Genomic DNA, 21,379 nt, shown 5'->3' with positions numbered 1-21,379 from the left:
CTCCATGATCAAGAAAATTCAAGACCTGGAGAAGGTCGCACGCCAACTCGAGCCAAACGAAACTTCTTTAAAGACCCTGACTCAACAAGTATTTGACCATGCATCAGACTTTCTATCTGTCCTTGACGATTCAAATGCATTTACACAAAATCCAGAGCCGCCCAATCGAGATATAATTTCAGAACATCCAACGGCTATGGGTGAATTGCTGGCATTTCTTAAATCTAATGTAGAGGAAGATGGCATCAATGCTGCATCAGGTGGACATATGGGATATGTACCCGGCGGTGGGCTCTATCCTTCTGCACTGGGTGACTATCTAGCGGCTGTAAGTAATAAATATGCGGGCATTTATTTCCCCGCCCCTGGTGCTGCACGCATGGAAAATATGCTCATAGGATGGATGAATGAGCTGATGGGCTTTCCTGCCACAGCCACTGGCAACCTAACATCTGGCGGATCCATTTCCAATCTCATTGCAGTTGTAACAGCAAGAGAAGCTTGTAATGCGAAAGCAAAAGACTTTAATAAACTTGTCATCTACCTTTCGGACCAAGCACATCACTCTTTGCAAAAGGCATTACGAATTGCTGGTTTAGGAGAAGCCCAACTCCGCTATCTTCCCATTGATGATGAGTTGCGATTAGATATTTCTTCCTTGAATGAAACGATAGATTCTGACAAATCGAATGGACTTATCCCTTTTTTCATAAATGCCTCCCTTGGGACAACCAACACAGGAACTATTGACCCAATCCAGCAAATGAGCGAAATAGCATGCAAGCATAACCTATGGTTTCATGTGGATGCAGCTTACGGTGGGTTTTTTAGGTTGCTACCTGAGATCAAAGATCGATCTAAGGGAATAGAAAAAGCAGATTCCATTACTTTAGATCCGCACAAAAGCTTATTCCTTCCTTTTGGTACCGGAGCTGTGTTAATCAAAGACTTAAAAGCCATTTACAAAGCACATCGCTATACGGCTGACTACCTCCAGGATCTCGTTGATTCAGACAATGAAGTCAATGCAGCGGATGTCTCTCCAGAACTCACCAAGCACTTCAGAGGGCTTCGCATGTGGCTGCCGCTCAAGCTATTTGGACTCAACCCATTTCGTGCTGCCCTGGAAGAGAAAATGCTTTTGGTTCTCTATTTTAGAGATGAACTGGGGAAAATTGAAAGATATCAAGTGGGGCCAATACCGGATTTATCCATTACCATTTTTAGATATATTCCAGAAAAAGGAGAAGCTAATTCCTTTAATGAAAAGCTAATCAAGGCTATTCAAGATGATGGGCGGATTTTTCTATCTTCGACTACCATCAATGGTGTGTTTTGGATACGTGTAGCAGTTGTCGTCTTCCGAACACACAAGGCTAAGATTGATTTGCTTCTCGAAATCATTAAAGAGAAGGTAGAAGAACTTAGTGTTCGCTAAAACGCTTCGCTTATTCCTATATAGATTCCAGATTGCCCACCGCGACCCACTCCTACATCCAGACGGACATTAAGCTTTCGTTCGGGAATAATAGCAAACCGACCGCCAATACCTGCTATATATTTAAACTCTGAAATAGTAAAATCTTCAAGATCATTAGCAACATCTCCTACACCTGCGAAAATGGTCATCCCAAATCGCCAGAAAAGGGGCCTGCGATATTCCACTTGTGTATACATCATTTGCCGATCCCGATAAAGGCTGGCATTGGTAATTCCACGTAAACGCTCGTCTCCACCAAGTTGTGGTAGTTTATAAAATGGCACATCGGATCCTAAGGTGAACTGAGAACGAAATTGGAATGCAAGGATGTGCTTTTCATTTTTGATGGTCACATACTTTCTAAAATCAGCGAGGTAGCTCGTATAACTAAAGTCACCTATTTGATTAAATATCATCCGACTGGTAATAAAATATCCTTTCGTAGGATAAAGGGTATAATCCCTTGTATCGTATCGAAATGCAGGTCCAAGACCAAATAGGTTACCACCTTCCAAACCTACTGGTGAATCTGTTTCCAGTAGTCCATTTTCAATTTTATTCTTTAATGAGGTGAAATGTGCGTCGAAAGCTCCGCCTACAAAGATTTTATCATTAATCGGATGAAGAAATTGACCCTCCAATTGGAAGAATCGATTCGTATATTTTTCTGAAATACCTGAGTCATTATCATTTCCTATACCAAAATAGGAATCAGGAAAGTTGTAATAACGAACCGAGGCATTGAGGTTTTGTCCACTTGGGAAGTAATAATCAAGGTTCACTACCGCAATTGACTGTTTCTTCAGCGTGTAAATGAAATAGGGTGTCACTGTCGATTGGCGTTGAAAGGTGGTCTGTGAAACGTCTTGGCTTTTCAATACCCAAATAGCTACGCCACCTAGCTGCAAACTCGTTTCGGGCGCATAGCTCACTGCAGGAAATACCGCAAACGAACCTTCATTGACAGTAGAGTCTGCCCCTTGAGAGTATCCGATGAATGGCACTAAAAGGAGAATGCTTAGAAGTCTGTGCACTTATAAAAAATCAATTATGAAATTTCACACATCGGCAGCTTAGGTAGTGCCTATCACCAACTTTTGAATGATAGATATTTTCGTCTCCATTCTTTAACGTGATGATACCGGCAGAATTGCTATCTTTCAATTCATTATCCCACCAGTTTCCATGTACACCAATTCCTTTAAATGTCCCATCCGGTTGTCCAAACCCACCAAAAAGCATATCCATATCACTGGCTTTACCTTCGATCAGATACTTACCTGAATGGTGCCATCCTCCAAAGAAGTGAAACAAGTGTTTCCATTCATGAATGGTAGGTACATGCCATCCATCAGGGCATGCCAGATTGGCTTGCTCGTAATTATAAAGGCGGCCGTACGTATTGGCGTATTCATCTGTGCTGTTGTAAGCTTTGGAGCCGGGTACATTGAAGGCATTATTCTCTGCATACCATGTTCGTATAATTTCAGCACCGTTATGCTCTCGAATAAATGTGATGGTTTTATAAACTTTTCCATCTCGGGTATCGGTAAATGTTCCCATCTTATGGGAGAAGTGCTTATTTTTTTCTTCTCGACTTTGCGCCATTCCAGCAGTACAAAGGAGTAGCAGGCTAGCTGCTATTAGATATTTGGCTTTCATGTCAGTGATGATTTGAGATTTTAATTTAGTCAATTCAATGAATCTAATCTTCAACTTCCACTATCATCTCTATCTCCACCGCAATATTTCGTGGTAGTGAAGCCATTCCAACAGCTGCTCGTGCATGCTTTGCTCGATCACCAAAAACTTCTACCATGGTATCAGAAAAGCCATTGATCACCTCAGGTTGATTACCAAAGTCAGGCGTACAATTGACCATTCCTAAGACTTTCACAATTCTGACCACTTTGTTCAGATCTCCAATCTCAGCTTTTAAAGCAGCTAATTGAGCATATGCTACAAGTTTAGCTGCTTCATACCCTTCTTCAACCGTAAGGTTCTCGCCAACCTTACCCGTTACATACCCACCTTCTGGTAGATTAGGACCTTTTCCGGCCATAAAAACCAGATTACCTGTTCGGACAGCATTTACATAATTACCTGCTGGAGCAGAAGGTTTTGCTAAGGTGATGCCCATGTCCACAATTTTAGTCTCTACATCATAGTCGTAGAGTTCTTGCGCCTCTTGCATAGGATCATCATGATTGTGATCATGCGTATGATCACATGAAGTAATTAAAAATATAATTGGGAGGAAAAAAAATAGGGTTCGCACGATATTAAGTTTTTTTATTCAAGGAATAAAGTTACATGACATCAGCGAACCCCGGCTCGGATTAGGCAACTAGATCAATCCAACATATTAGAGTTAGTTGAATACTTCCGCTAGATTAATGCGTAGGTCATGAAAAAAGCAGTGTTATTGATAATAACACTGCTTTGATAACTTATTGTATACCTAATTTTATTGCTCGCGGATCGATTTAAACTCGGAACCAGCTTTCCATTTTGGCCACTCATTAGAATTTGCCACCTTCAATCCAACTTCCATAAGCAACATTCCATCCAACGCCATTCCGCCGAATGTCCAGCTGTCTGGGTTATATTCATCCTTTGGTTGATGGTATTGGGTATTTGAATAAACCTTATTTAAGCTATCCACATAATTGATTCCTTTGGTCATGTGCTCGTATGTCCCCGAAGCATATAAAGCAGGGATACCAACTTTGGCAAACTGAAAGTGATCGGATCTAAAAAAATATCCTTTACCTGGCTCTGGATCTGGAATAATATACCTTCCTTGAGACGTTGCAACCTCTTCTGCAATGTCTTCTAGCTCAGATTGGCCATAACCAACCACAGTTAAATCTTTCATTGGACCCCAGGCCGTGATTCCATCCATATTGATGTTGGCGACCGTATTAGCCGGAAGATAAATCGGATTTTGAGCATAATGTTTAGATCCAAGTAAACCTTGTTCTTCCGCCGTTACGGCAAGAAAAACCACAGACCTTTTTGGCTGATCCATCTTAGACATGGCTTCAGCAATGCCTAGCATTGTAGCTGTTCCGGATGCATTGTCATGCGCGCCATTATAAATGCTATCTCCGTCTATCTCCTGACCTATTCCCAAATGATCCCAATGAGCTGAATAAATAACATATTCATCGGGTTTTTCTGATCCGGTAATCATAGCAACTACATTTCTTGATTGATCACGCTTAATTTTATTTGTCACAGCTACTGATACATTCAATCCTAAGCTTACAGCATTGAAATCTTCACTTCTTGATTTCACGGCATAATTTTTCATATCGACATCCGAAGCTTCAAAGATTTTGATTGCCGCATTTCTGGTTATCCAACCCAATATATCCGGTTGGTATGCGCCGCCAGTTTGATCCAAATATAAGCTTGCTCCAGACCATGAGTTTCTGACCACTGACCAGTCATAACCTGCCGGTACCGTCTCATGAATGATCAAACAGCCGGCAGCTCCCTGACGTGCAGCTTCTTCATATTTGTAGGTCCACCTGCCATAATAAGTCATGGTTTCGCCTTTGAAAAAAGTAGAATCTCCAGACGCAAATCCTGGGTCGTTGACTAGTACAACTACCGTCTTTCCTTTTACATCAATGCCTTCGTAATCATTCCAATTGTACTCTGGAGCAACCACACCATAGCCCGCAAATACAAGCTCTGATGCATCAATAGATGCCTTCTCCACTACTTGTTCGGTATAAGCTACAAACTCATCCAGAACCTTTAACTCTACTTTCTTTCCATTACCTTCTACCGTCATGGATTCTGATGGAATAGCTGTTAATTCAACTAGTGGTACATCTTGGGTGTATGAATTGCCATTGCCTGGCTCTAATCCATAAGCTTTAAACTGATCTATCAGATAGTTGACCGTTTTGATCTCACCTTCAGTAAATGGTTTTCTTCCCTGAAAATCATCCGACGCAAGCACTTCAATGTGCGTCTTAAGTGATTCTTCGGATATTTCCTGTTTTGAGGATTCGGAGTTTGTTTGGCAGGCAAACAAGACTGCCCCGATTGAAAGCATGGCTAGATTTTTCTTCATAGTTAGGTATTTTCTAAGCTGCCAATTTAGTTGAAATTAAAGAAGTGAGTGGTGAATCACACGGACAACCAAGATTCTATTTAACTTCGGAAGTTCCAACCTTTCAATTATTGCTATTATGAAAAAGATATTAAGTATAGGCCTCCTTGGTTTGATTTTAAGCCAATGCGGGGCTCCGGAGAAAACAGAAGAAAAAGCTATGGAGCTTACTCCAATGCAGAAAAAAGTTGCCATCTACAAAAAGGTACAATTGACAACTGATATCAATCAACTGAGCGAAAGCGAAAAACAGATGATCCCGTTGATGATCGAAGCTTCTAAGATTATGGACGATCTCTTTTGGTATGAAGCCTACGGTAAAAAAGATTCGCTCCTTGCCTCCCTCACCGATCCCGCAACCAAAAGATATGTACAAATCAATTATGGCCCATGGGATAGATTGGCCAACAATGAGCCGTTTTTAGATGGCATAGGTTCAAAACCAGATGGCGCCAACTACTATCCTGTTGATATGACTAAGGAAGAATTTGAAGCTGCCGATTTGGAGGGGAAAACCAGCCTTTATACGTTTATTAGAAGAGATGAATCTGGCAAGCTCATGACAGTTCCATACTATGAGATGTTTGCTGAACATGTACAGAGAGCTTCACAACTACTTCGCCAGTGTGCGGAGCTGGCAGAAGATGAAGGTCTCAAAAACTACTTAACGCTCAGAGCAGATGCCTTGCTAAATGATGAGTATCAACCCAGTGATATGGCCTGGATGGACATGAAGACCAACGGACTTGATTTTGTCGTCGGACCAATCGAAAACTATGAAGACAAGCTGTACAACTATAAAGCCGCGCATGAGGCTTACGTTTTGGTCAAAGACAAAAGCTGGAGTGAAAGATTAGCTAAATATGCCGCCTTCCTGCCTGAGCTTCAGGCAGGCCTACCTGTTGCTGACGCCTATAAAGCAGAGACTCCCGGGACCGATGCCGACCTAAACGCATATGATGTGGTATACTATGCAGGTGATTGTAATTCAGGATCCAAAACTATTGCCATCAACTTGCCGAATGATGAAGATGTACAGCTAGAAAAAGGATCTAGAAGATTGCAGCTAAAAAATGCCATGCAAGCCAAATTTGATAACATTTTAATACCAATTGCAGATGTTCTAATCCATGCGGATCAGCGCAAGCACATTACGTTTGACGCTTTCTTCGGCAATACCATGTTTCATGAAGTGGCCCATGGTTTGGGTATTAAGAATACTATTAATGGAAAAGGGACAGTTCGAAATGCCTTGAAAGAACACTCCTCAGCACTTGAGGAAGGTAAAGCCGACATTCTTGGCTTATACATGATTACTCAACTTCATGAGAAAGGCGAAATTGAAGGAGACTTAAATGACTATTATGTGACATTTATGGCCGGAATCTTTAGATCTGTTCGCTTCGGGGCAGCAAGCTCCCATGGAAAAGCAAATATGATTAGATTCAACTTTTTCAATGAATATGGAGCTTTCGCTAAAGATGAGGAAACAGGCACCTATCGCGTGGATTTTGAAAAGATGAAAGAGGCTATGGACGCACTCTCTGAAAAAATTCTCACACTACAGGGAAATGGAGACTATGATGGCGTTGCCCAATTGGTGGCAGAGAAAGGTAAAATCGGAAATGTTCTTCAATCTGAATTAGACAGACTTTCAGAAAAGAACATTCCTGTGGATATTGTATTTGAGCAAGGTGTAGAAGTATTAGGACTATAATGGAAAAAAAAGAAATAAACGGTCATCCGCACGTATCATATGAACGGGACGTATATACTCCCGAAGAATCAAAGCAGCGTGCAAAAGCATATTATGAATGGCTTGACTCGCGAAGAACAGTAAGAGACATCTCAGATAAGCCAGTGAGTAAAGACCTTATAGAAAATTTGATAATGGCTGGGTCTACAGCGCCATCAGGTGCTCACAAGCAACCATGGACCTTTTGTGCAATTTCTAATGCAGAAATGAAAAAAGCGATTCGAGAAGCAGCAGAAAAAGAAGAGTATGATAGCTATCATGGTCGTATGAGTGAACGATGGATCAAAGACCTGGAACCTATAGGTACAGACTGGAATAAGCCTTTCCTGGAGGAAGCACCTTGGCTCATAGTGATCTTCAAACGAGTATTCGAAATGATCGACGGTGAAAAGAATAACAATTATTATGTCAATGAATCGGTTGGGATCGCATGTGGCATGATCATCTCTGCCATTCATAAGGCAGGATTGGTGACCTTGACACATACACCTTCCCCGATGAATTTCCTCACCAAAATTTTGAATCGACCTGATAATGAGCGTCCATATTTGCTTTTACCAATCGGGTATCCGAAGGATGAGGTGTTCGTTCCGGACCTGGCCCGAAAGCCACTAGAAGAAGTTGCGGTGTTTTACCAATGATTGGCAGGATAATGAAGTAGGTTGGCAGAAATGATAAAATGAGCACATCTATCTTCACTACGAAATCCACCTAATCACGCATAGCACCGTGGGTAGAATAAGCTCTCTTGATCTATTCAGGAGAGCTTTTTTTATATTGTCGTTTCCAATTGATACCACCATGTCAAAAAAACTAACCTTATTACTACTAGTTCTTCTATCAATAGTTGATGCAAATGCTCAGCTAAGAACTTTTCTGGATAGTCTTAAAAATGATCTTGAGATCTTGACTGAGGATTCTCTTCGATTTCGAGTATTGGATGAGCTAGCATGGACATATAGACGCATAGATAGTGACACTGCCTTAATGTATGGACAATTAGCTATTGAAGTAGCTGAGCAAATGAAGGATGAAAATCTTGAATCTATTGCATATTCCACTCATGGAATAATAATGATGCAAAACAACCTTGGAGATTTTGGCATTCGGGATTTAAACAAATCATTAGCTCTAAATAAAGGAGCCAACAATAAGCAGGGAGCTTCTTCTAACTATAACAATCTAGGTAATGCCTATAAAAGTTTAGGTAAATATGATTCCGCCATTTTCTATTATGGCGAATCAATAAAACTCAAGTTAGCGTTGGGTCGTGAAGCTTCGGCAGCGAGTACAATGAGCAATCTGGGTTTGGTTTATATGAAAATGGAAAATGCTGAAAAAGCCTTGTCTTATTTTCAGCAAGCCCTTGAAATCGTAGGTGAAGAAAGTCGGCGTGCAAATGGGATTTTCAACAATATGGGCATAGCTTATTCCAAACTGGATCAGAGTGAAAAAGCCAGATATTATCTTAAAAAGGCAATAGGTAACTATGAGTTCGAAGGGCATGAATTGCAATTCGCTCAAACATATGGGAACCTTTCTGAGAGCTTTCAAGATGACAAACGCTATGATAGCGCACTGTATTATGGCCATCTAGCCTACGACCTCAAGAAGCAATACAGTCAAGGGCTTACACAAACTTATCCAGCAATTACACTTTCTAAAATCTATGGAGAGCAAAACAATTGGGCAAGAGCCAAAACATTTGCCGAAGAGGCTTTGACAATAGCCAAGAAGTATGATAATCCTGAACGTCTCTCAGAAACGACCTGGTTTTTAGCCGAAGCAGAATCCGGCCTCAAAAATCATGAAACGGCAGCTAGATTATTCAGAGAATATTCGTTGATCAGGGAAGAGCTTACAAGGGAAGCTATTTTAACCGCTGGAGAAGAAGCAGAAGCAAAATTTCAAAATGACATAAAAGAAAAAGAAAATCAAATTCTAAAAGAAGAAGCCGAAAAGCAGCAGCAGCAAATACGATTTCAAAACACCGTTATCCTATCTATAGCGGCTATTCTAATTACCTTAATTGCTTTTGCATTCATTCTTAGAAAACAGCTAATCGAGCGTAAAAAATTACTTGAAAAAATCGAAGGACAATCACTCAAACTTCAGGAGTTGGATAAAGCTAAAACAAGATTCTTTGCCAATATTTCACACGACCTACGTTCGCCACTCACTTTGATACTGGGAGCTCTGGACAAAATCATCGAAAGGGACTATGAAATCATGAATAATGAATCCAAAGAGCTTTTGGATTTGGGTCTTAAAAACGGAAAACGTCTGCTTTATCTCGCAGATGAGATCATGGATTTGACCAGGCTTGAAGAGGGGAAAGTGACATTGGAACTGCAATACGTCAAGATCGTTCCGTATCTACGATTACTTACCAAAATGTTTAGCAGCGCCGCTGATATTAAGTCCATCGAGCTTAAGTTTTCTACTCATGCCGAAGACGAGACCACACTGCAAATAGATCCTCATCAGTTTGAGAAAATCATTTACAATCTACTATCCAATGCAATCAAGTTCACACCCGAAAATGGCTTGGTAGATGTTCAGTTAAACACAACTAAAAAAGATTTGGAGATAGTCATATCCGACTCTGGCACAGGTATTCCAAGCGACAGTCTTGAGTTAATTTTCGATCGATATTACCAATCATCTGAAGCTACCAACTCCCAAGCTGGTGTTGGTATTGGGCTTGCCTTGGTGAAAGAGCTTGTAGAATTACATGGTGGAAATATAAAAGCATCCAGTGGAAATGAAGGCACCATATTTACCCTCGGATTCCCTTTCAGGAAAAGTGATTGGATTTCTAAGGCCATTATCCCGGAAAGATCTCTCGATGTAGTCACCAGAAATTCTTTGTGGATGGATCTACAGGAAGAAAAAGAAAGGCTTCAAGTCCCTGGAATCAAAAATGAGGACAAAGAAGCTAAGTCTGTATTGATTGTTGAAGACCACAAAGAACTTAGATCTTACCTTAAGAGCATCTTAGCCACAGACTTCCGAGTATATCTTGCTGCCAATGGAACTAGCGCTCTGGACATACTCCAGGCAGGAAAAATTGATTTAATCATAACAGATCTCATGATGCCATATATGGACGGATTCGAATTGGTAGATCAACTGAAAAAAGACAAGGAACTTAAGAAAATTCCCGTCATAGTTGTAAGTGCGCGAACCGACAAAAAAGAAAGATTAGATCTGATTTCTAAAGGCGCCGAAGACGTCATTAGTAAGCCTTTTGATAAAGATGAACTGCTGATTAAAATTCAAAACATTCTAGGACGAGAATGGGACAGCAATAAAGTATTTTCCCAACTCTACGGTGAAACTGCTCAGGAATTTGAAAAGAACATCATGCATCGACTGGAAAATCTCATTCTAAAACGAATAGATGACCCTCACTTATCGGTGTTGGACTTAGCAGATGAAATGGCAGCTAGTGAACGTAAAGTTTATCGCATGATTAAGAAGATTTCAGGGTTGACGCCCTATGAACTGATAAAGGAGGTTAGATGGCAGTTTTTAGAAAATCACTTAAAGAATAACAAAGTACGAACAGCAACTGAGGCCGCACAATTAATCGGCATGAATAATGTAAGTTCATTTTCATCTCAATATGAAAAACGTTTCGAACATTCATTTAAAGAGGTTTTAGAGGGCTGATTCCAGATTGGCAGGAATTGAAAGTGAGTTGGCAGGATTTATAAATTAAACCAACTCAACTTAGAGTTGTCAAATTCAACTAAACGCCACCACCATGCAAGTAATTTGGTACAATACCACCGCCCAATCTTATCAATACGGAAGCTATAAAGAATTCGAATCAAGAGTGTCCGGAAGACCCAATGAAATCTTAGCACTCGAACGATTTCGGGATGCATCAGAAAGAACCTTAATAAAGATTGTCTCGGAATTGAATAAGTGTCAATTGTCGAGATTAAGATAATCCCCTGACTAGGGATCTTTGACTATAGCTGGTTGACAACCCTGGCCCCCAATTCACTTGGGACGTCAGGGTTTTTTATCTTTGACATAAACCACGCCTCAACCCAATATGAAAAGATTAACTATCCTATTGACAGTCGTTCCATTTTTTGGCTTCTCACAAGCGCAAAATGCAGATAAACTTCGTTCGCAAGATTTGAAGAAATACGAAATCAAAAGCGCAGAGATCAAGTATGAAATTTCCGGAGATGCTGAAGGTCAGGAAATGATGACCTTCGACAATTACGGATGGACCAGCTTGCGAAAGCAAGTGATGACCTTTGAGCTCTACGGCATTACGAGCACGCAAACCGTCTACGAAATTACAGATGGGGATTTGGTGTATCGACTCAATCCTGACGACTCCACCTACCTCATGAAAAGAGACCTGAAGTGGAGCCAACAAGCATCATATAAAAATCCGAGTCAGGTATCAGAAGCCATCTTGTTTTCAATGGGAGGAACCCAACAGGCAGATTCCACACTTAAAGGGAAGTCCTGTCAGGTTTGGACATTTAATGGAAAAGCCATTCAGGAAATGTGGATTTGGAAAGGACTGGTGATGAAGCGAAGAGCTAAATTAGGAGACCGGAATATTGTCACCGTGGCCACTGAAGTGAATTTAGATGTTGCTCCAGGTCCAGCAATTTTCGAAATCCCTGATTACTTTCGAATAAAAGAATAAATGCATAAACTTTTTCTTATCATCTCCTCCATTTCTGGCATGCTAGCCGTTGGCTTAGGAGCGTTTGGCGCACACGCCTTCAAAGACAAGCTTGCCGCTGAAGGAACACTAAATACATTTCAAACTGCTGTTCAATATCAATTCTATCACACCTTGGCACTCTTGGGTATTGCATTGCTAATGATCAAGTATGAAAGTCAGTGGCTGAGTTACGCTGGCTATAGCCTGACATTTGGCACTTTAATATTCTCAGGTTCGTTGTACATCCTGTGTTTCTCAGGAATGAAGTGGTTGGGAGCGATTACGCCTGTTGGAGGGTTACTCTTTATTTTGGGCTGGATATTTCTCTTGATGTTCGCATTGAAGTCACTTGAATGAAAACCAAAGAATGCCCTTCATGTGCAATGGAAGTAGCGGTTAAGAGCAAAGTCTGTCCGATCTGTCAATATGAATTTTCTGAGATAAGTACCGGTTATAAATGGATTGCCATTTTACTCATCATAGTCATGCTACTTTATCTGCTTACTTAATGAATCCACACCATAAATTAAAAGAGCTAGGCCTTACCTTACCAACAGCGTCCAGCCCTGGCGGTAGTTATGTTTCTGTCAATATTCGTGAAAACATTGCTTATATCGCTATCCAATTTCCAATCCGAGATGATGAATATCTTTTTCAAGGACGACTGGGTCAGGAATTATCGACTGAAGATGGCTATAAAGCAATGGAGTTATGTGCTCTAAATGTTCTCTCTCAGGTTAATAAAAAAATTGGCTTTGAAAACATTACGGGTCTCAATCACATTGATGCCTATTTTCAATCCGGAGAAAATTGGGATGACTCACCAATAGTTGTGAATGGAGCTTCTGATTTATTTGTGAAAGTATTGGGTAATCGGGGCACTCACTCCAGAGCAATCTTTGGTGTTGAAAAACTTCCCAGAAATTTTAGCGTTGGATTAACATCCTCCTTTACGCTCCAGGCAAATGATTAAGTGGTATTTCGATAAGCTTGAGAAAAACTCAAAATTTTATAGAATGAATCACAGAAACAATACGCCAGCCATGAGTGGTTTTAATTAGCTGCCAAAATTCACGCCCTCCTTTGATACGGCTTTCATTAACCAGTAAACTATAATCGAAGCTAGCCGATGCGACGAATCCATCGGTATCAATTTTAAGATTTGTTAACCTCTCTTCAAAATGGAGTGCTCTTGGAGGTGTCACCATGCTATTGATAAACGTATCTCTTGAAATATCAAAAACACCAAAATGGTTAACAACATCAGGGTTGGTTCCTTTGGCTATTTCTTCGCTTTCCCGATCAAACTTGCCCAACCATGGGGTATTATCATGATAGAACAATTGCAGAAATGTATCCTTATCCTGCTCTTTGATACACCTCATAAATTCAGATACAACCTCATTAATCTCCTCAACGTCGGTTTGAAATTCCAGTAGGTGATCTTCAATTGATTCAATATTAAATCTTGAAACTTCATCGGTCATATCTTGCTTGTTTTGGTGGTACTTAGTTTAGATATAAAACTAAGATATACAAGAACTGAAAGATTGCGCCTATGTGCTTTTACTTATGTATCACAATACAAAGTGCGACTTAGTAAGATTCCCTACTCAACTACTTGAATCTTCAACATATTTGTGTGGCCATGCCAATGTTGAGGCATTGATGACGTATTAATAAAAATATCTCCCTTCGCGAGATTTCCTGTCTCAACCAATTTTTTCTCGATTTGAACAAGAGTTTTGTCAATATTCTCATGTGAATTGTAGTAAAAGGTCTTCACACCCCACAGGAGGCACATTTGATGAAGGAGTTTTTCATTATTAGTGAACAGGTATATCTCAGCTTTTGAGCGATGCATGGCCGTTCTAAAACCAGTATAGCCAGACTTAGTCATACAAACCAAAGCACGAGCCGACGTATTTTCTGCCAATCGACAGGCCGCACGGATCAGTAAATCATTCATCCGAGTACTTGACTCAAACTCCTTATCATAGTACTTATTATACATGGAATTTGCCTCTGTCTCTACAGCCATGATCGTTTCAGACATCTTCTGAACAGCTTCAACCGGGAATTTACCGGCAGCTGATTCAGCTGACAACATTAAAGCATCGGCTCCATCCATTACTGCATTCGCTACATCATTCGTCTCGGCACGTGTAGGTCTTGGGTTTTCAATCATGCTTTCCATCATTTGAGTAGCAATGATGACTGGTTTTGCAGCCGTATTACATTTTTCTACAATCTTCTTTTGCCATATAGGCACTTCATGCATAGGAATCTCAACACCCAGGTCTCCTCTAGCTACCATAATTGCGTCAGTCTCCGCTATAATCTCATCGATATTCCTGAGCGCTTCAGGCTTTTCGATTTTTGCAACTACTTTTATTTCCTTGCCAGCCTTAGCTATTATGTTTTTAAGCTGACGTATATCGTCAGCCTTCCTCACAAAACTCAACGCTACCCAATCAACATCCAGTTCTAACCCAAATTCCAGATCTTTCAAATCTTTAGGTGTAAGCGAAGGTGCTGAAACTACTGTATCAGGAAGATTTATTCCTTTTCGGGATTTCAAAAAGCCACCATGAATAACCTTAGTTACTACTTCATTCTTTCCAACTGTAATAGTCTCTAATTCAATATTTCCATCATCTATGAGAATAGTATCACCGGGTTTAACGTCATTCACAATCTGTTTGTAAACAGTACTTACGCGCTTATTGTCGCCTTCGATCTCTTCAGTTGTAATCACCAGTTCTTGACCATCTTCCAATTGCGCCCCATCATCTTTCATGAGGCCGATTCGGATTTTTGGCCCTTGCAAATCTTGGAGAATCCCTACATGATATTCCTTCTCTTTACCAATAGTTCTAATAAAGTCCTTGACTTTTCTATGATCTTCGTGCGATCCGTGAGAAAAATTCAGTCGTAAGATATTAGCACCTGCCTCAATCAACTGAGTAATAGTCTCTTTATTATTACTTGCTGGGCCTATTGTAGCTACTATTTTTGTTCGTTTAGAAATTGAACGCATAGAGTAAATATTGTTTAATAGAGAAGATTTTCCTTCGATTTTAAGGAATCAAATTTAAGGCGCATTGTGTACTCAATGATAGAAATATCCTTGATTATTGCGCTAACGTTTTCGGAAGAGAGTTCATCAGTCTGATCTTTGAGTTTTAAGAGAAAGTCAAACTGTTTCAGTTCGGGCATCAATAGCTTGGTTTTAATATTCCCACTTCCTACCAACTTATTTTGAAGCAGTTCAATCGAAACAAAATCGGTTTCATAAACATAGTTTGAAATCCAAATAGACGTATTGTCGGCATATTCAATTTTAATATCATCTTGTTTGACCAGCGTAATATTAAGCGCTTGGTTTAGATACCAGGCCAGCTTGTATTCTTTTTTGTTGCATACAAGACCAAACAATTCAAAATCGATGGCATAACCACCATCTAATTTGTTTTTCTTCATAGAAAGTGCAAGCTAAGACCTAAATTCGCAATAAGAGATATGTGTTCAAAGACTAATTTGATTTTAGTTTGAGAATATATTTCTTTGCAACTCATTTTTAACCAAACATTACAAAAATGTCTGAAATAGCACAAAAAGTAACGTCAATCATAATTGACAAACTAGGTGTAGAAGAGTCTGAGGTAACTCCAGAGGCAAGCTTCACCAATGATCTAGGAGCTGACTCTCTTGACACTGTAGAGTTGATCATGGAGTTTGAAAAAGAATTCAACATTTCTATCCCTGATGACCAGGCTGAGAACATAGCCACTGTCGGTCATGCTATCTCTTACCTTGAAGAAAACGTTAAGTAAGTCAACCAACTTAGCTTATTAAACTTATGGAATTAAAACGAGTCGTTGTAACCGGAATTGGTGCCCTTACCCCTTTGGGAAATACTAAAGATGAATTTTGGGATTCTTTAGCCAAAGGAGTAAGCGGCGCGGCTCTTATCACTCGTTTTGATACCGAAAAATTCCGTACAAAATTTGCCTGTGAAGTCAAAGGTTTTGAAGCTACAGACTTCCTGGATCGTAAAGAAGCCCGGAAAATGGATCCCAACACCCAATATGGGATGGTTACTGGCGAGCAGGCTATTCAAGACTCAGGAATGGATCTTGATAGGGTTGATAAAACTCGCATCGGTGTAATCTGGGGATCCGGTATTGGTGGATTTAGCACATTTCAGGATGAAATGATAAACTTTGCCAACGGAGATGGGACTCCACGATTCAATCCATTCTTTGTACCTAAGATGATACCGGATATTACACCGGGGCTTTTATCCATTAAATATGGATTCATGGGGCCAAATTTTGCCACCGTTTCTGCATGCGCTTCTTCAAACAACGCAATTACAGACGCATATTCATACATCCAACTTGGGAAGGCAAATGCAATCCTGACTGGAGGATCTGAAGCGGGTGTAATTCAAGCTGGAATCGGAGGGTTCAATGCAATGAAAGCTCTTTCGGAGAGAAACGATTCTCCAGAAACCGCATCCAGACCTTATGACAAAGACAGAGATGGATTTGTGTTGGGTGAGGGAGCCGGGGCAATCATGCTTGAAGAATTAGAACATGCCAAAGCGAGAGGAGCAAGAATTTACGGAGAAATACTTGGAAGCGGCATGTCTGCAGATGCCTATCACATCACACAGCCACACCCTGAAGGAACAGGCATAGAGCTCGTAATGAAAAATGCACTTGAGGATGCACGGCTAACAGCAGATAAAATTGATTATCTAAATACGCACGGAACATCTACTCCGCTTGGAGATGCAGGAGAAATCAAAGCTGCACAGCGTGTTTTTGGAGGTAATGCTGAAAAAATGAACATCAGTTCTACCAAGTCAATGACCGGACACCTATTAGGTGCCGCAGGGGCGGTGGAATTTATCGCTTGCCTGATGGCAATAGAAAAAGGAATCGTTCCTCCAACGATTAATCACTTCACTGATGATCCGGAAATAGATCCGAATCTAAATCTTACCTTTAATAAAGCGCAAGAAAGAGAAGTGAATATTGCCATGAGCAACACATTTGGATTTGGTGGTCATAACACCTCAATCATCATCGGCAAATACAACGGCTAGTGTCTTCGTTTCCGAAAAGATTATCGGGCCGACTTCTTAATTCTCTTAAATCCGAAAAAAAACTTCGACAATCTTTTCGATTGATTACTGGTAGATCTCCTATCAACCTTGCCTTATATAATCAAGCCATGCGCCACAGTAGCGTAGCTTCAGTAAACGAGCAAGGAATAAAAAACTCCTATGAGCGACTGGAATACCTCGGAGATGCCATTCTGGGAATGATTGTAGCTGAATATCTCTACATGACGTATCCATTCAAAGAAGAAGGATTTCTAACAGAGATAAGGGCCAAGATTGTGAATCGTGAATCCCTGAATCGACTGGGGCAAAAAATTGGACTTAAAGAACTCGTTCAATACAATCAAAACTCACGGGCACATCGCTCCGTCTATGGAGACTGCATGGAGGCATTAATTGGTGCCGTATATCTAGATCATGGATTTGAATACAGCAAAAAATTTGTAATCAAAAAGCTTGTAAAGCCACATTATGATCTGGATGAGCTTATTTCTAAAATCACAAATTTTAAGAGTCGCTTGCTAGAGTGGTCTCAAAAAGAAAACAAAGATTTACGATTTGAGATTATTGATGAAGAAGATCGGAAATTTACTGCACAAGTTTTCATTAATGATCAAGCCATGTCTAAAGGCTTTGGCTTCAGTAAGAAAAAAGCAGAGCAAGATGCCGCTCAAAAGACCTACGAGCAACTTAACTTAGGCCAATGAGTCGCAAACTGAAACTAGCTGGTGCATGTCTCAATCAGACACCCATCGATTGGACCATTAACCTTCGCAACATTGTTTCCGCTATTGAGGATGCCAAAAAAGAAGGTGTAGATATTCTGTGCCTACCCGAGTTGTGCATCACAGGGTATGGTTGTGAAGATTTGTTCCTGAGTCAATGGTTGCCTGAAACAGCACTCGAAAAACTGAAGGAAATAATACCTCACTCAAAGGGAATAGCAGTCACTGTAGGACTACCGGTCCGATTTGAAGACCGAATTTATAATACTACATGCCTCCTTTCGGATGGTTTAATTCTTGGACTTTACGCCAAACAAAAGCTTGCCAACGATGGAGTTCACTACGAACCTCGATGGTTTTCACCCTGGCCTTCAGAGAAAGTAACACGTATTCAGATAGATGGCAAAGAGTATCCTTTGGGGCATATCACATGCGATATTCAAAATATTTCTATCGGTTTTGAGATTTGCGAAGATGCCTGGCAACCTGATCGGCCATGTGGGCATCTCACTAAAAAGGTAGACCTGGTGCTCAATCCAAGCGCTTCGCATTTTGCATTCAAAAAAGCACAATTTCGGGAAAATTTGGTCACCCAAAGCTCCAGACAATTTGATTGTGTCTATTTATATGCCAATCTACTAGGCAATGAAGCTGGCCGCATGATCTATGATGGTGACGTGCTCATTGCTCAAAAAGGAAACTTGATTGGCCGAAACCATCGGCTTTGGTTTCACGATTATCGTTTGCTTGCAGTTGATGTAGACTTTGACACCAATACTTCTGTAGCTAATATCAAGGAAGATTATAAAAATCAAAATGAAGAATTTGCTCACGCTGCATCTTTAGCGTTATTTGACTATTGCAGAAAAAGTGGAAGTAAAGGATTCGTTTTATCGCTAAGTGGTGGCGCTGACTCTAGCTCAATTGCCACATTGGTGAGCTTTGCTATACGTACAGGACTGAAACAACTAGGGAAAGAAGGACTGGAAAGAAAACTGGGTTTTGATTTAGCCGGTGAGACCGCAAAAGAAATTACGAAACAACTACTTACAACAGCATATCAGGCTACTGGAAACTCCTCCGAAGCAACATTCAATTCCGCAAAAAATCTTGCTGCTAGTTTAGGTGCTACGTTTTACAATTGGAACATTGATAGTGAGGTGAATGAATATCGTTCCACAATAGAAGATGCTATTGGAAGGAAACTCACCTGGAAGCAAGATGATATTACCCTTCAAAATATCCAGGCGCGTGCGCGCTCTCCTATCATATGGATGCTGGCCAATCTTGAAAGCAAACTATTGTTGGCCACCTCGAACCGTAGCGAAGGAGATGTAGGCTACGCAACGATGGATGGAGATACGAGCGGGAGCATCTCTCCCATTGCCGGTGTAGATAAGCACTTTGTGCTTCAATGGTTGAAGTATGCAGAAAATGAGTTAGAATTTTCGGGATTAAAAGACGTAAACAGTCTAACCCCAACGGCTGAACTTAGACCGGAAGATCAACATCAGACAGATGAGGAAGACTTGATGCCATATGAAGTCCTGGTGAAAATTGAAAGAGAAGCAATCCTTAACGGTCAATCGCCAACGCAAGTTTTCAAATCGTTAGAAGCGGATTATGCTTCTGAAAGGCTCAAAGATTGGATCAAAAAGTTCTATCGACTTTGGACAAGAAATCAGTGGAAGCGCGAGCGCTATGCGCCAAGCTTTCACTACGATGACTTCAATATTGATCCTCGCTCATGGTATCGATTCCCTATTTTGAGTGGTGGGTATCGAGAAGAGCTGGAGGAGCTTTAAGTGAAAACGATATATATTGAAGGGTGACTTCACTCAACATGAAAAAGATATTCACTCTTGCGATACTTTGTACTTCCTATCTGGGTTATGCTCAGGAAAAACCAGAACTTACTTTGGATGCCTATTTCTCCGCAATCATTGTTGCCGATATAGACTCTTCTATTAATTGGTACTCAACAGTACTGGGATTTGAAATTCAAAACAGGGTTGACTCAGAAGAACGTGGTTTCAGGCAATCGAATCTAAATAGAAATGGAATCTTGTTAGAGCTGATTCAACTTGATCGGGCAGTTCAACCGAAAGATGTACTTCCAAACTTCACAAAGAAGACCCGAATGAATGGATTTTTCAAGATTGGATTTAAAGTGAGCGACTTTGAAAAATGGATAGACCATCTGGAGAAATCAAAAGCTAGCTTCTCTGGAAATATCGTTTCTGATCCATTAACAGGTAAGAAAATGATCATAATTACAGATCCTGATGGAAACAGGATCCAAATCTTCGAGAAATAACATCAGACTTAGTTTTCTAAAATCCCTATCTTCCTCATGAAAACGTCCAAAACCATGAAATACCTAACCATTCTTTTCCTTGTACTTCTAATTGCATGTTCACCAAATCAAAAAGAAACCCAAACTACTCCGCTTACAAAAATTAAGCTAATTACAACAAAAGGCGAGATCGTCTTACAGCTCTACAATGAAACACCTCTACATAGAGACAATTTCATCAAGATTGTAAATGATGGCGTATTGGATAGTCTACTCTTTCACCGTGTGATTGAAAACTTCATGATACAAGGTGGTGATACTAATAGCAAAACTGCTCAGCCTGGCGACACGTTAGGAAACGGCGATCTTCCATACAATGTGCCAGCTGAAATCACTTCAAAACTTTTTCACAAGAAAGGTGTGCTTGCTGCCGCGCGCGGTGGCCATCCGGGTCGAGTTTCCAGTAGCACCCAATTCTACATTGTGCAGGGCAAGGTATTCAACGACAGTTTGCTCAACCAGGCAGAAACTCGAATCAATGGTTGGCTAGCTGAATATCATATCATTCACGACTCAGCGTATAGAGCAGACTTAGACTCTTTGTTAATTGCATTTGAAAATGAAGATTGGCGAACAATCAACCGTATAAACAGTCGGTTTTATGAACTGGCAAAAGACTATGAAGACTATGAAAAGTATCAAATTCCGAAAGAACATCGTGAAGTTTATGAAACCATTGGAGGAACTCCGCACCTGGATCAGAACTATACGGTTTTTGGAGAGGTAGTTTCAGGACTTGCTGTAATCGACTCTATAGCTGCTGTGGCTACCAATCCGCTAAATAGGCCGCTTGAGGATGTGAGAATTTTAAATGCAACAATTGTAAAAGAGTAAGTATCAGTCTACCGGATCGTACCCGCTTCCCCCCCATGGATGACACCTGCTGATTCTTTTTAGTCCCATTATAAAACCTTTCCACCCATACTTCTGGATGGCCTCTTTCGCATACTGCGAGCATGTAGGAGTGAATCTACAAGACTGTGGAAACAGTGGCGAGATCGAGTACTGATACACCAAGATCGGGAAAATGAGGATTTTCTTAAGGATGCGGTTCACAGCAGCAAAAGTACCAAGCAAATTTGCAAGCGCACCAAAAA

General features: G+C 40.6%; 23 protein-coding genes. 15 read left to right on the top strand and 8 right to left on the bottom strand.

The genetic code is table 11. The features are described 5' to 3' along the window. The first annotated feature begins 4 nt into the window (after positions 1–4). Positions 5–1,438 (top strand): aminotransferase class V-fold PLP-dependent enzyme, encoded by a 1,434-nt coding sequence (locus ABJG98_RS00470; protein ID WP_348277482.1) that lies wholly within the window; start codon positions 5–7, stop codon positions 1,436–1,438. On the opposite strand, the gene ABJG98_RS00465 is transcribed toward ABJG98_RS00470, so the two are convergent. The 4 genes from ABJG98_RS00465 to ABJG98_RS00450 form a co-directional block, all read right to left on the bottom strand. Continuing rightward, positions 1,435–2,514, bottom strand: a complete 1,080-nt coding sequence (locus ABJG98_RS00465) for a BamA/TamA family outer membrane protein (RefSeq protein WP_348277481.1) — start codon at positions 2,512–2,514, stop codon at positions 1,435–1,437. The two genes, ABJG98_RS00470 and ABJG98_RS00465, sit on opposite strands and share 4 nt — an antisense overlap. Before the next feature lie 10 nt (positions 2,515–2,524). Further along, a complete protein-coding gene (locus tag ABJG98_RS00460) occupies positions 2,525–3,142 on the bottom strand; it encodes an FISUMP domain-containing protein (RefSeq protein WP_348277480.1) in 618 nt (205 codons plus the stop codon). Between the two features lie 43 nt (positions 3,143–3,185). Further along, complete coding sequence (locus tag ABJG98_RS00455) at positions 3,186–3,674, bottom strand: RidA family protein (protein ID WP_348277544.1); 489 nt, start codon at positions 3,672–3,674, stop codon at positions 3,186–3,188. A gap of 273 nt (positions 3,675–3,947) precedes the next feature. Beyond that, entirely contained in the window at positions 3,948–5,570 is a 1,623-nt protein-coding gene (locus ABJG98_RS00450; RefSeq protein ID WP_348277479.1) for a M28 family metallopeptidase, read from the bottom strand. Between the two features lie 199 nt (positions 5,571–5,769). Between ABJG98_RS00450 and ABJG98_RS00445 the strand changes: the two genes are divergently transcribed. From ABJG98_RS00445 to ABJG98_RS00410, 8 genes are all read left to right on the top strand, one after another. Then, positions 5,770–7,326: a Zn-dependent hydrolase gene (locus ABJG98_RS00445; RefSeq protein WP_348277543.1), complete on the top strand. Its 1,557-nt coding sequence runs from the start codon at positions 5,770–5,772 to the stop codon at positions 7,324–7,326. Then, positions 7,326–8,006 carry a nitroreductase family protein gene (locus ABJG98_RS00440; RefSeq protein WP_348277478.1) on the top strand — a complete coding sequence of 227 codons (681 nt, stop codon included), beginning with the start codon at positions 7,326–7,328 and terminating at the stop codon, positions 8,004–8,006. The genes ABJG98_RS00445 and ABJG98_RS00440 overlap by 1 nt, the downstream gene beginning before the upstream one ends. Before the next feature lie 160 nt (positions 8,007–8,166). After that, positions 8,167–11,040 carry a response regulator gene (locus ABJG98_RS00435; protein ID WP_348277477.1) on the top strand — a complete coding sequence of 958 codons (2,874 nt, stop codon included), beginning with the start codon at positions 8,167–8,169 and terminating at the stop codon, positions 11,038–11,040. Positions 11,041–11,134: 94 nt separating this feature from the next. Further along, positions 11,135–11,323 carry a hypothetical protein gene (locus tag ABJG98_RS00430; protein WP_348277476.1) on the top strand — a complete coding sequence of 63 codons (189 nt, stop codon included), beginning with the start codon at positions 11,135–11,137 and terminating at the stop codon, positions 11,321–11,323. A gap of 108 nt (positions 11,324–11,431) precedes the next feature. Next, on the top strand, positions 11,432–12,046 hold the full coding sequence (locus tag ABJG98_RS00425) for a hypothetical protein (RefSeq protein ID WP_348277475.1): 615 nt from the start codon (positions 11,432–11,434) through the stop codon (positions 12,044–12,046). Further along, positions 12,047–12,424 carry a DUF423 domain-containing protein gene (locus ABJG98_RS00420; protein ID WP_348277474.1) on the top strand — a complete coding sequence of 126 codons (378 nt, stop codon included), beginning with the start codon at positions 12,047–12,049 and terminating at the stop codon, positions 12,422–12,424. Next, complete coding sequence (locus tag ABJG98_RS00415) at positions 12,421–12,576, top strand: zinc ribbon domain-containing protein (RefSeq protein ID WP_348277473.1); 156 nt, start codon at positions 12,421–12,423, stop codon at positions 12,574–12,576. Before ABJG98_RS00420 ends, ABJG98_RS00415 begins: the two co-directional genes overlap by 4 nt. Next, entirely contained in the window at positions 12,576–13,040 is a 465-nt protein-coding gene (locus ABJG98_RS00410) for a RidA family protein (RefSeq protein WP_348277472.1), read from the top strand. The genes ABJG98_RS00415 and ABJG98_RS00410 overlap by 1 nt, the downstream gene beginning before the upstream one ends. Positions 13,041–13,068: 28 nt before the next feature. On the opposite strand, the gene ABJG98_RS00405 is transcribed toward ABJG98_RS00410, so the two are convergent. The 3 genes from ABJG98_RS00405 to ABJG98_RS00395 form a co-directional block, all read right to left on the bottom strand. After that, complete coding sequence (locus ABJG98_RS00405) at positions 13,069–13,554, bottom strand: hypothetical protein (RefSeq protein WP_348277471.1); 486 nt, start codon at positions 13,552–13,554, stop codon at positions 13,069–13,071. Between the two features lie 122 nt (positions 13,555–13,676). Next, a complete protein-coding gene (gene pyk, locus ABJG98_RS00400) occupies positions 13,677–15,107 on the bottom strand; it encodes a pyruvate kinase (protein WP_348277470.1) in 1,431 nt (476 codons plus the stop codon). A gap of 14 nt (positions 15,108–15,121) precedes the next feature. Continuing rightward, positions 15,122–15,550, bottom strand: coding sequence for an IPExxxVDY family protein (locus ABJG98_RS00395; RefSeq protein WP_348277469.1), 429 nt, complete (start codon positions 15,548–15,550; stop codon positions 15,122–15,124). 116 nt (positions 15,551–15,666) lie between these two features. Between ABJG98_RS00395 and ABJG98_RS00390 the strand changes: the two genes are divergently transcribed. The 6 genes from ABJG98_RS00390 to ABJG98_RS00365 are packed head-to-tail and all read left to right on the top strand — an operon-like array spanning position 15,667 to position 21,116. Further along, a complete protein-coding gene (locus tag ABJG98_RS00390) occupies positions 15,667–15,903 on the top strand; it encodes an acyl carrier protein (protein ID WP_089358163.1) in 237 nt (78 codons plus the stop codon). Between the two features lie 26 nt (positions 15,904–15,929). Next, positions 15,930–17,183 (top strand): beta-ketoacyl-ACP synthase II, encoded by a 1,254-nt coding sequence (gene fabF / locus ABJG98_RS00385; RefSeq protein WP_348277468.1) that lies wholly within the window; start codon positions 15,930–15,932, stop codon positions 17,181–17,183. After that, complete coding sequence (gene rnc, locus ABJG98_RS00380) at positions 17,183–17,908, top strand: ribonuclease III (protein ID WP_348277467.1); 726 nt, start codon at positions 17,183–17,185, stop codon at positions 17,906–17,908. The genes fabF and rnc overlap by 1 nt, the downstream gene beginning before the upstream one ends. Continuing rightward, positions 17,905–19,731 (top strand): NAD(+) synthase, encoded by a 1,827-nt coding sequence (gene nadE, locus ABJG98_RS00375; RefSeq protein WP_348277466.1) that lies wholly within the window; start codon positions 17,905–17,907, stop codon positions 19,729–19,731. Before rnc ends, nadE begins: the two co-directional genes overlap by 4 nt. Positions 19,732–19,769: 38 nt before the next feature. Then, positions 19,770–20,243, top strand: coding sequence for a VOC family protein (locus ABJG98_RS00370; protein WP_348277465.1), 474 nt, complete (start codon positions 19,770–19,772; stop codon positions 20,241–20,243). Positions 20,244–20,297: 54 nt separating this feature from the next. Next, positions 20,298–21,116, top strand: coding sequence for a peptidylprolyl isomerase (locus ABJG98_RS00365; protein ID WP_348277464.1), 819 nt, complete (start codon positions 20,298–20,300; stop codon positions 21,114–21,116). A 3-nt stretch (positions 21,117–21,119) separates the two neighbouring features. On the opposite strand, the gene yidD is transcribed toward ABJG98_RS00365, so the two are convergent. Further along, positions 21,120–21,338 (bottom strand): membrane protein insertion efficiency factor YidD, encoded by a 219-nt coding sequence (yidD, locus tag ABJG98_RS00360; RefSeq protein ID WP_348277463.1) that lies wholly within the window; start codon positions 21,336–21,338, stop codon positions 21,120–21,122. Positions 21,339–21,379: the final 41 nt, after the last annotated feature.

The organism is Ekhidna sp. (assembly GCF_039960695.1).
Classification (GTDB): Bacteria; Bacteroidota; Bacteroidia; order Cytophagales; family Cyclobacteriaceae; genus Ekhidna.
Note: the sequence above shows the minus strand (reverse complement) of the source record. Positions and strands in the feature narration are given on the sequence as shown.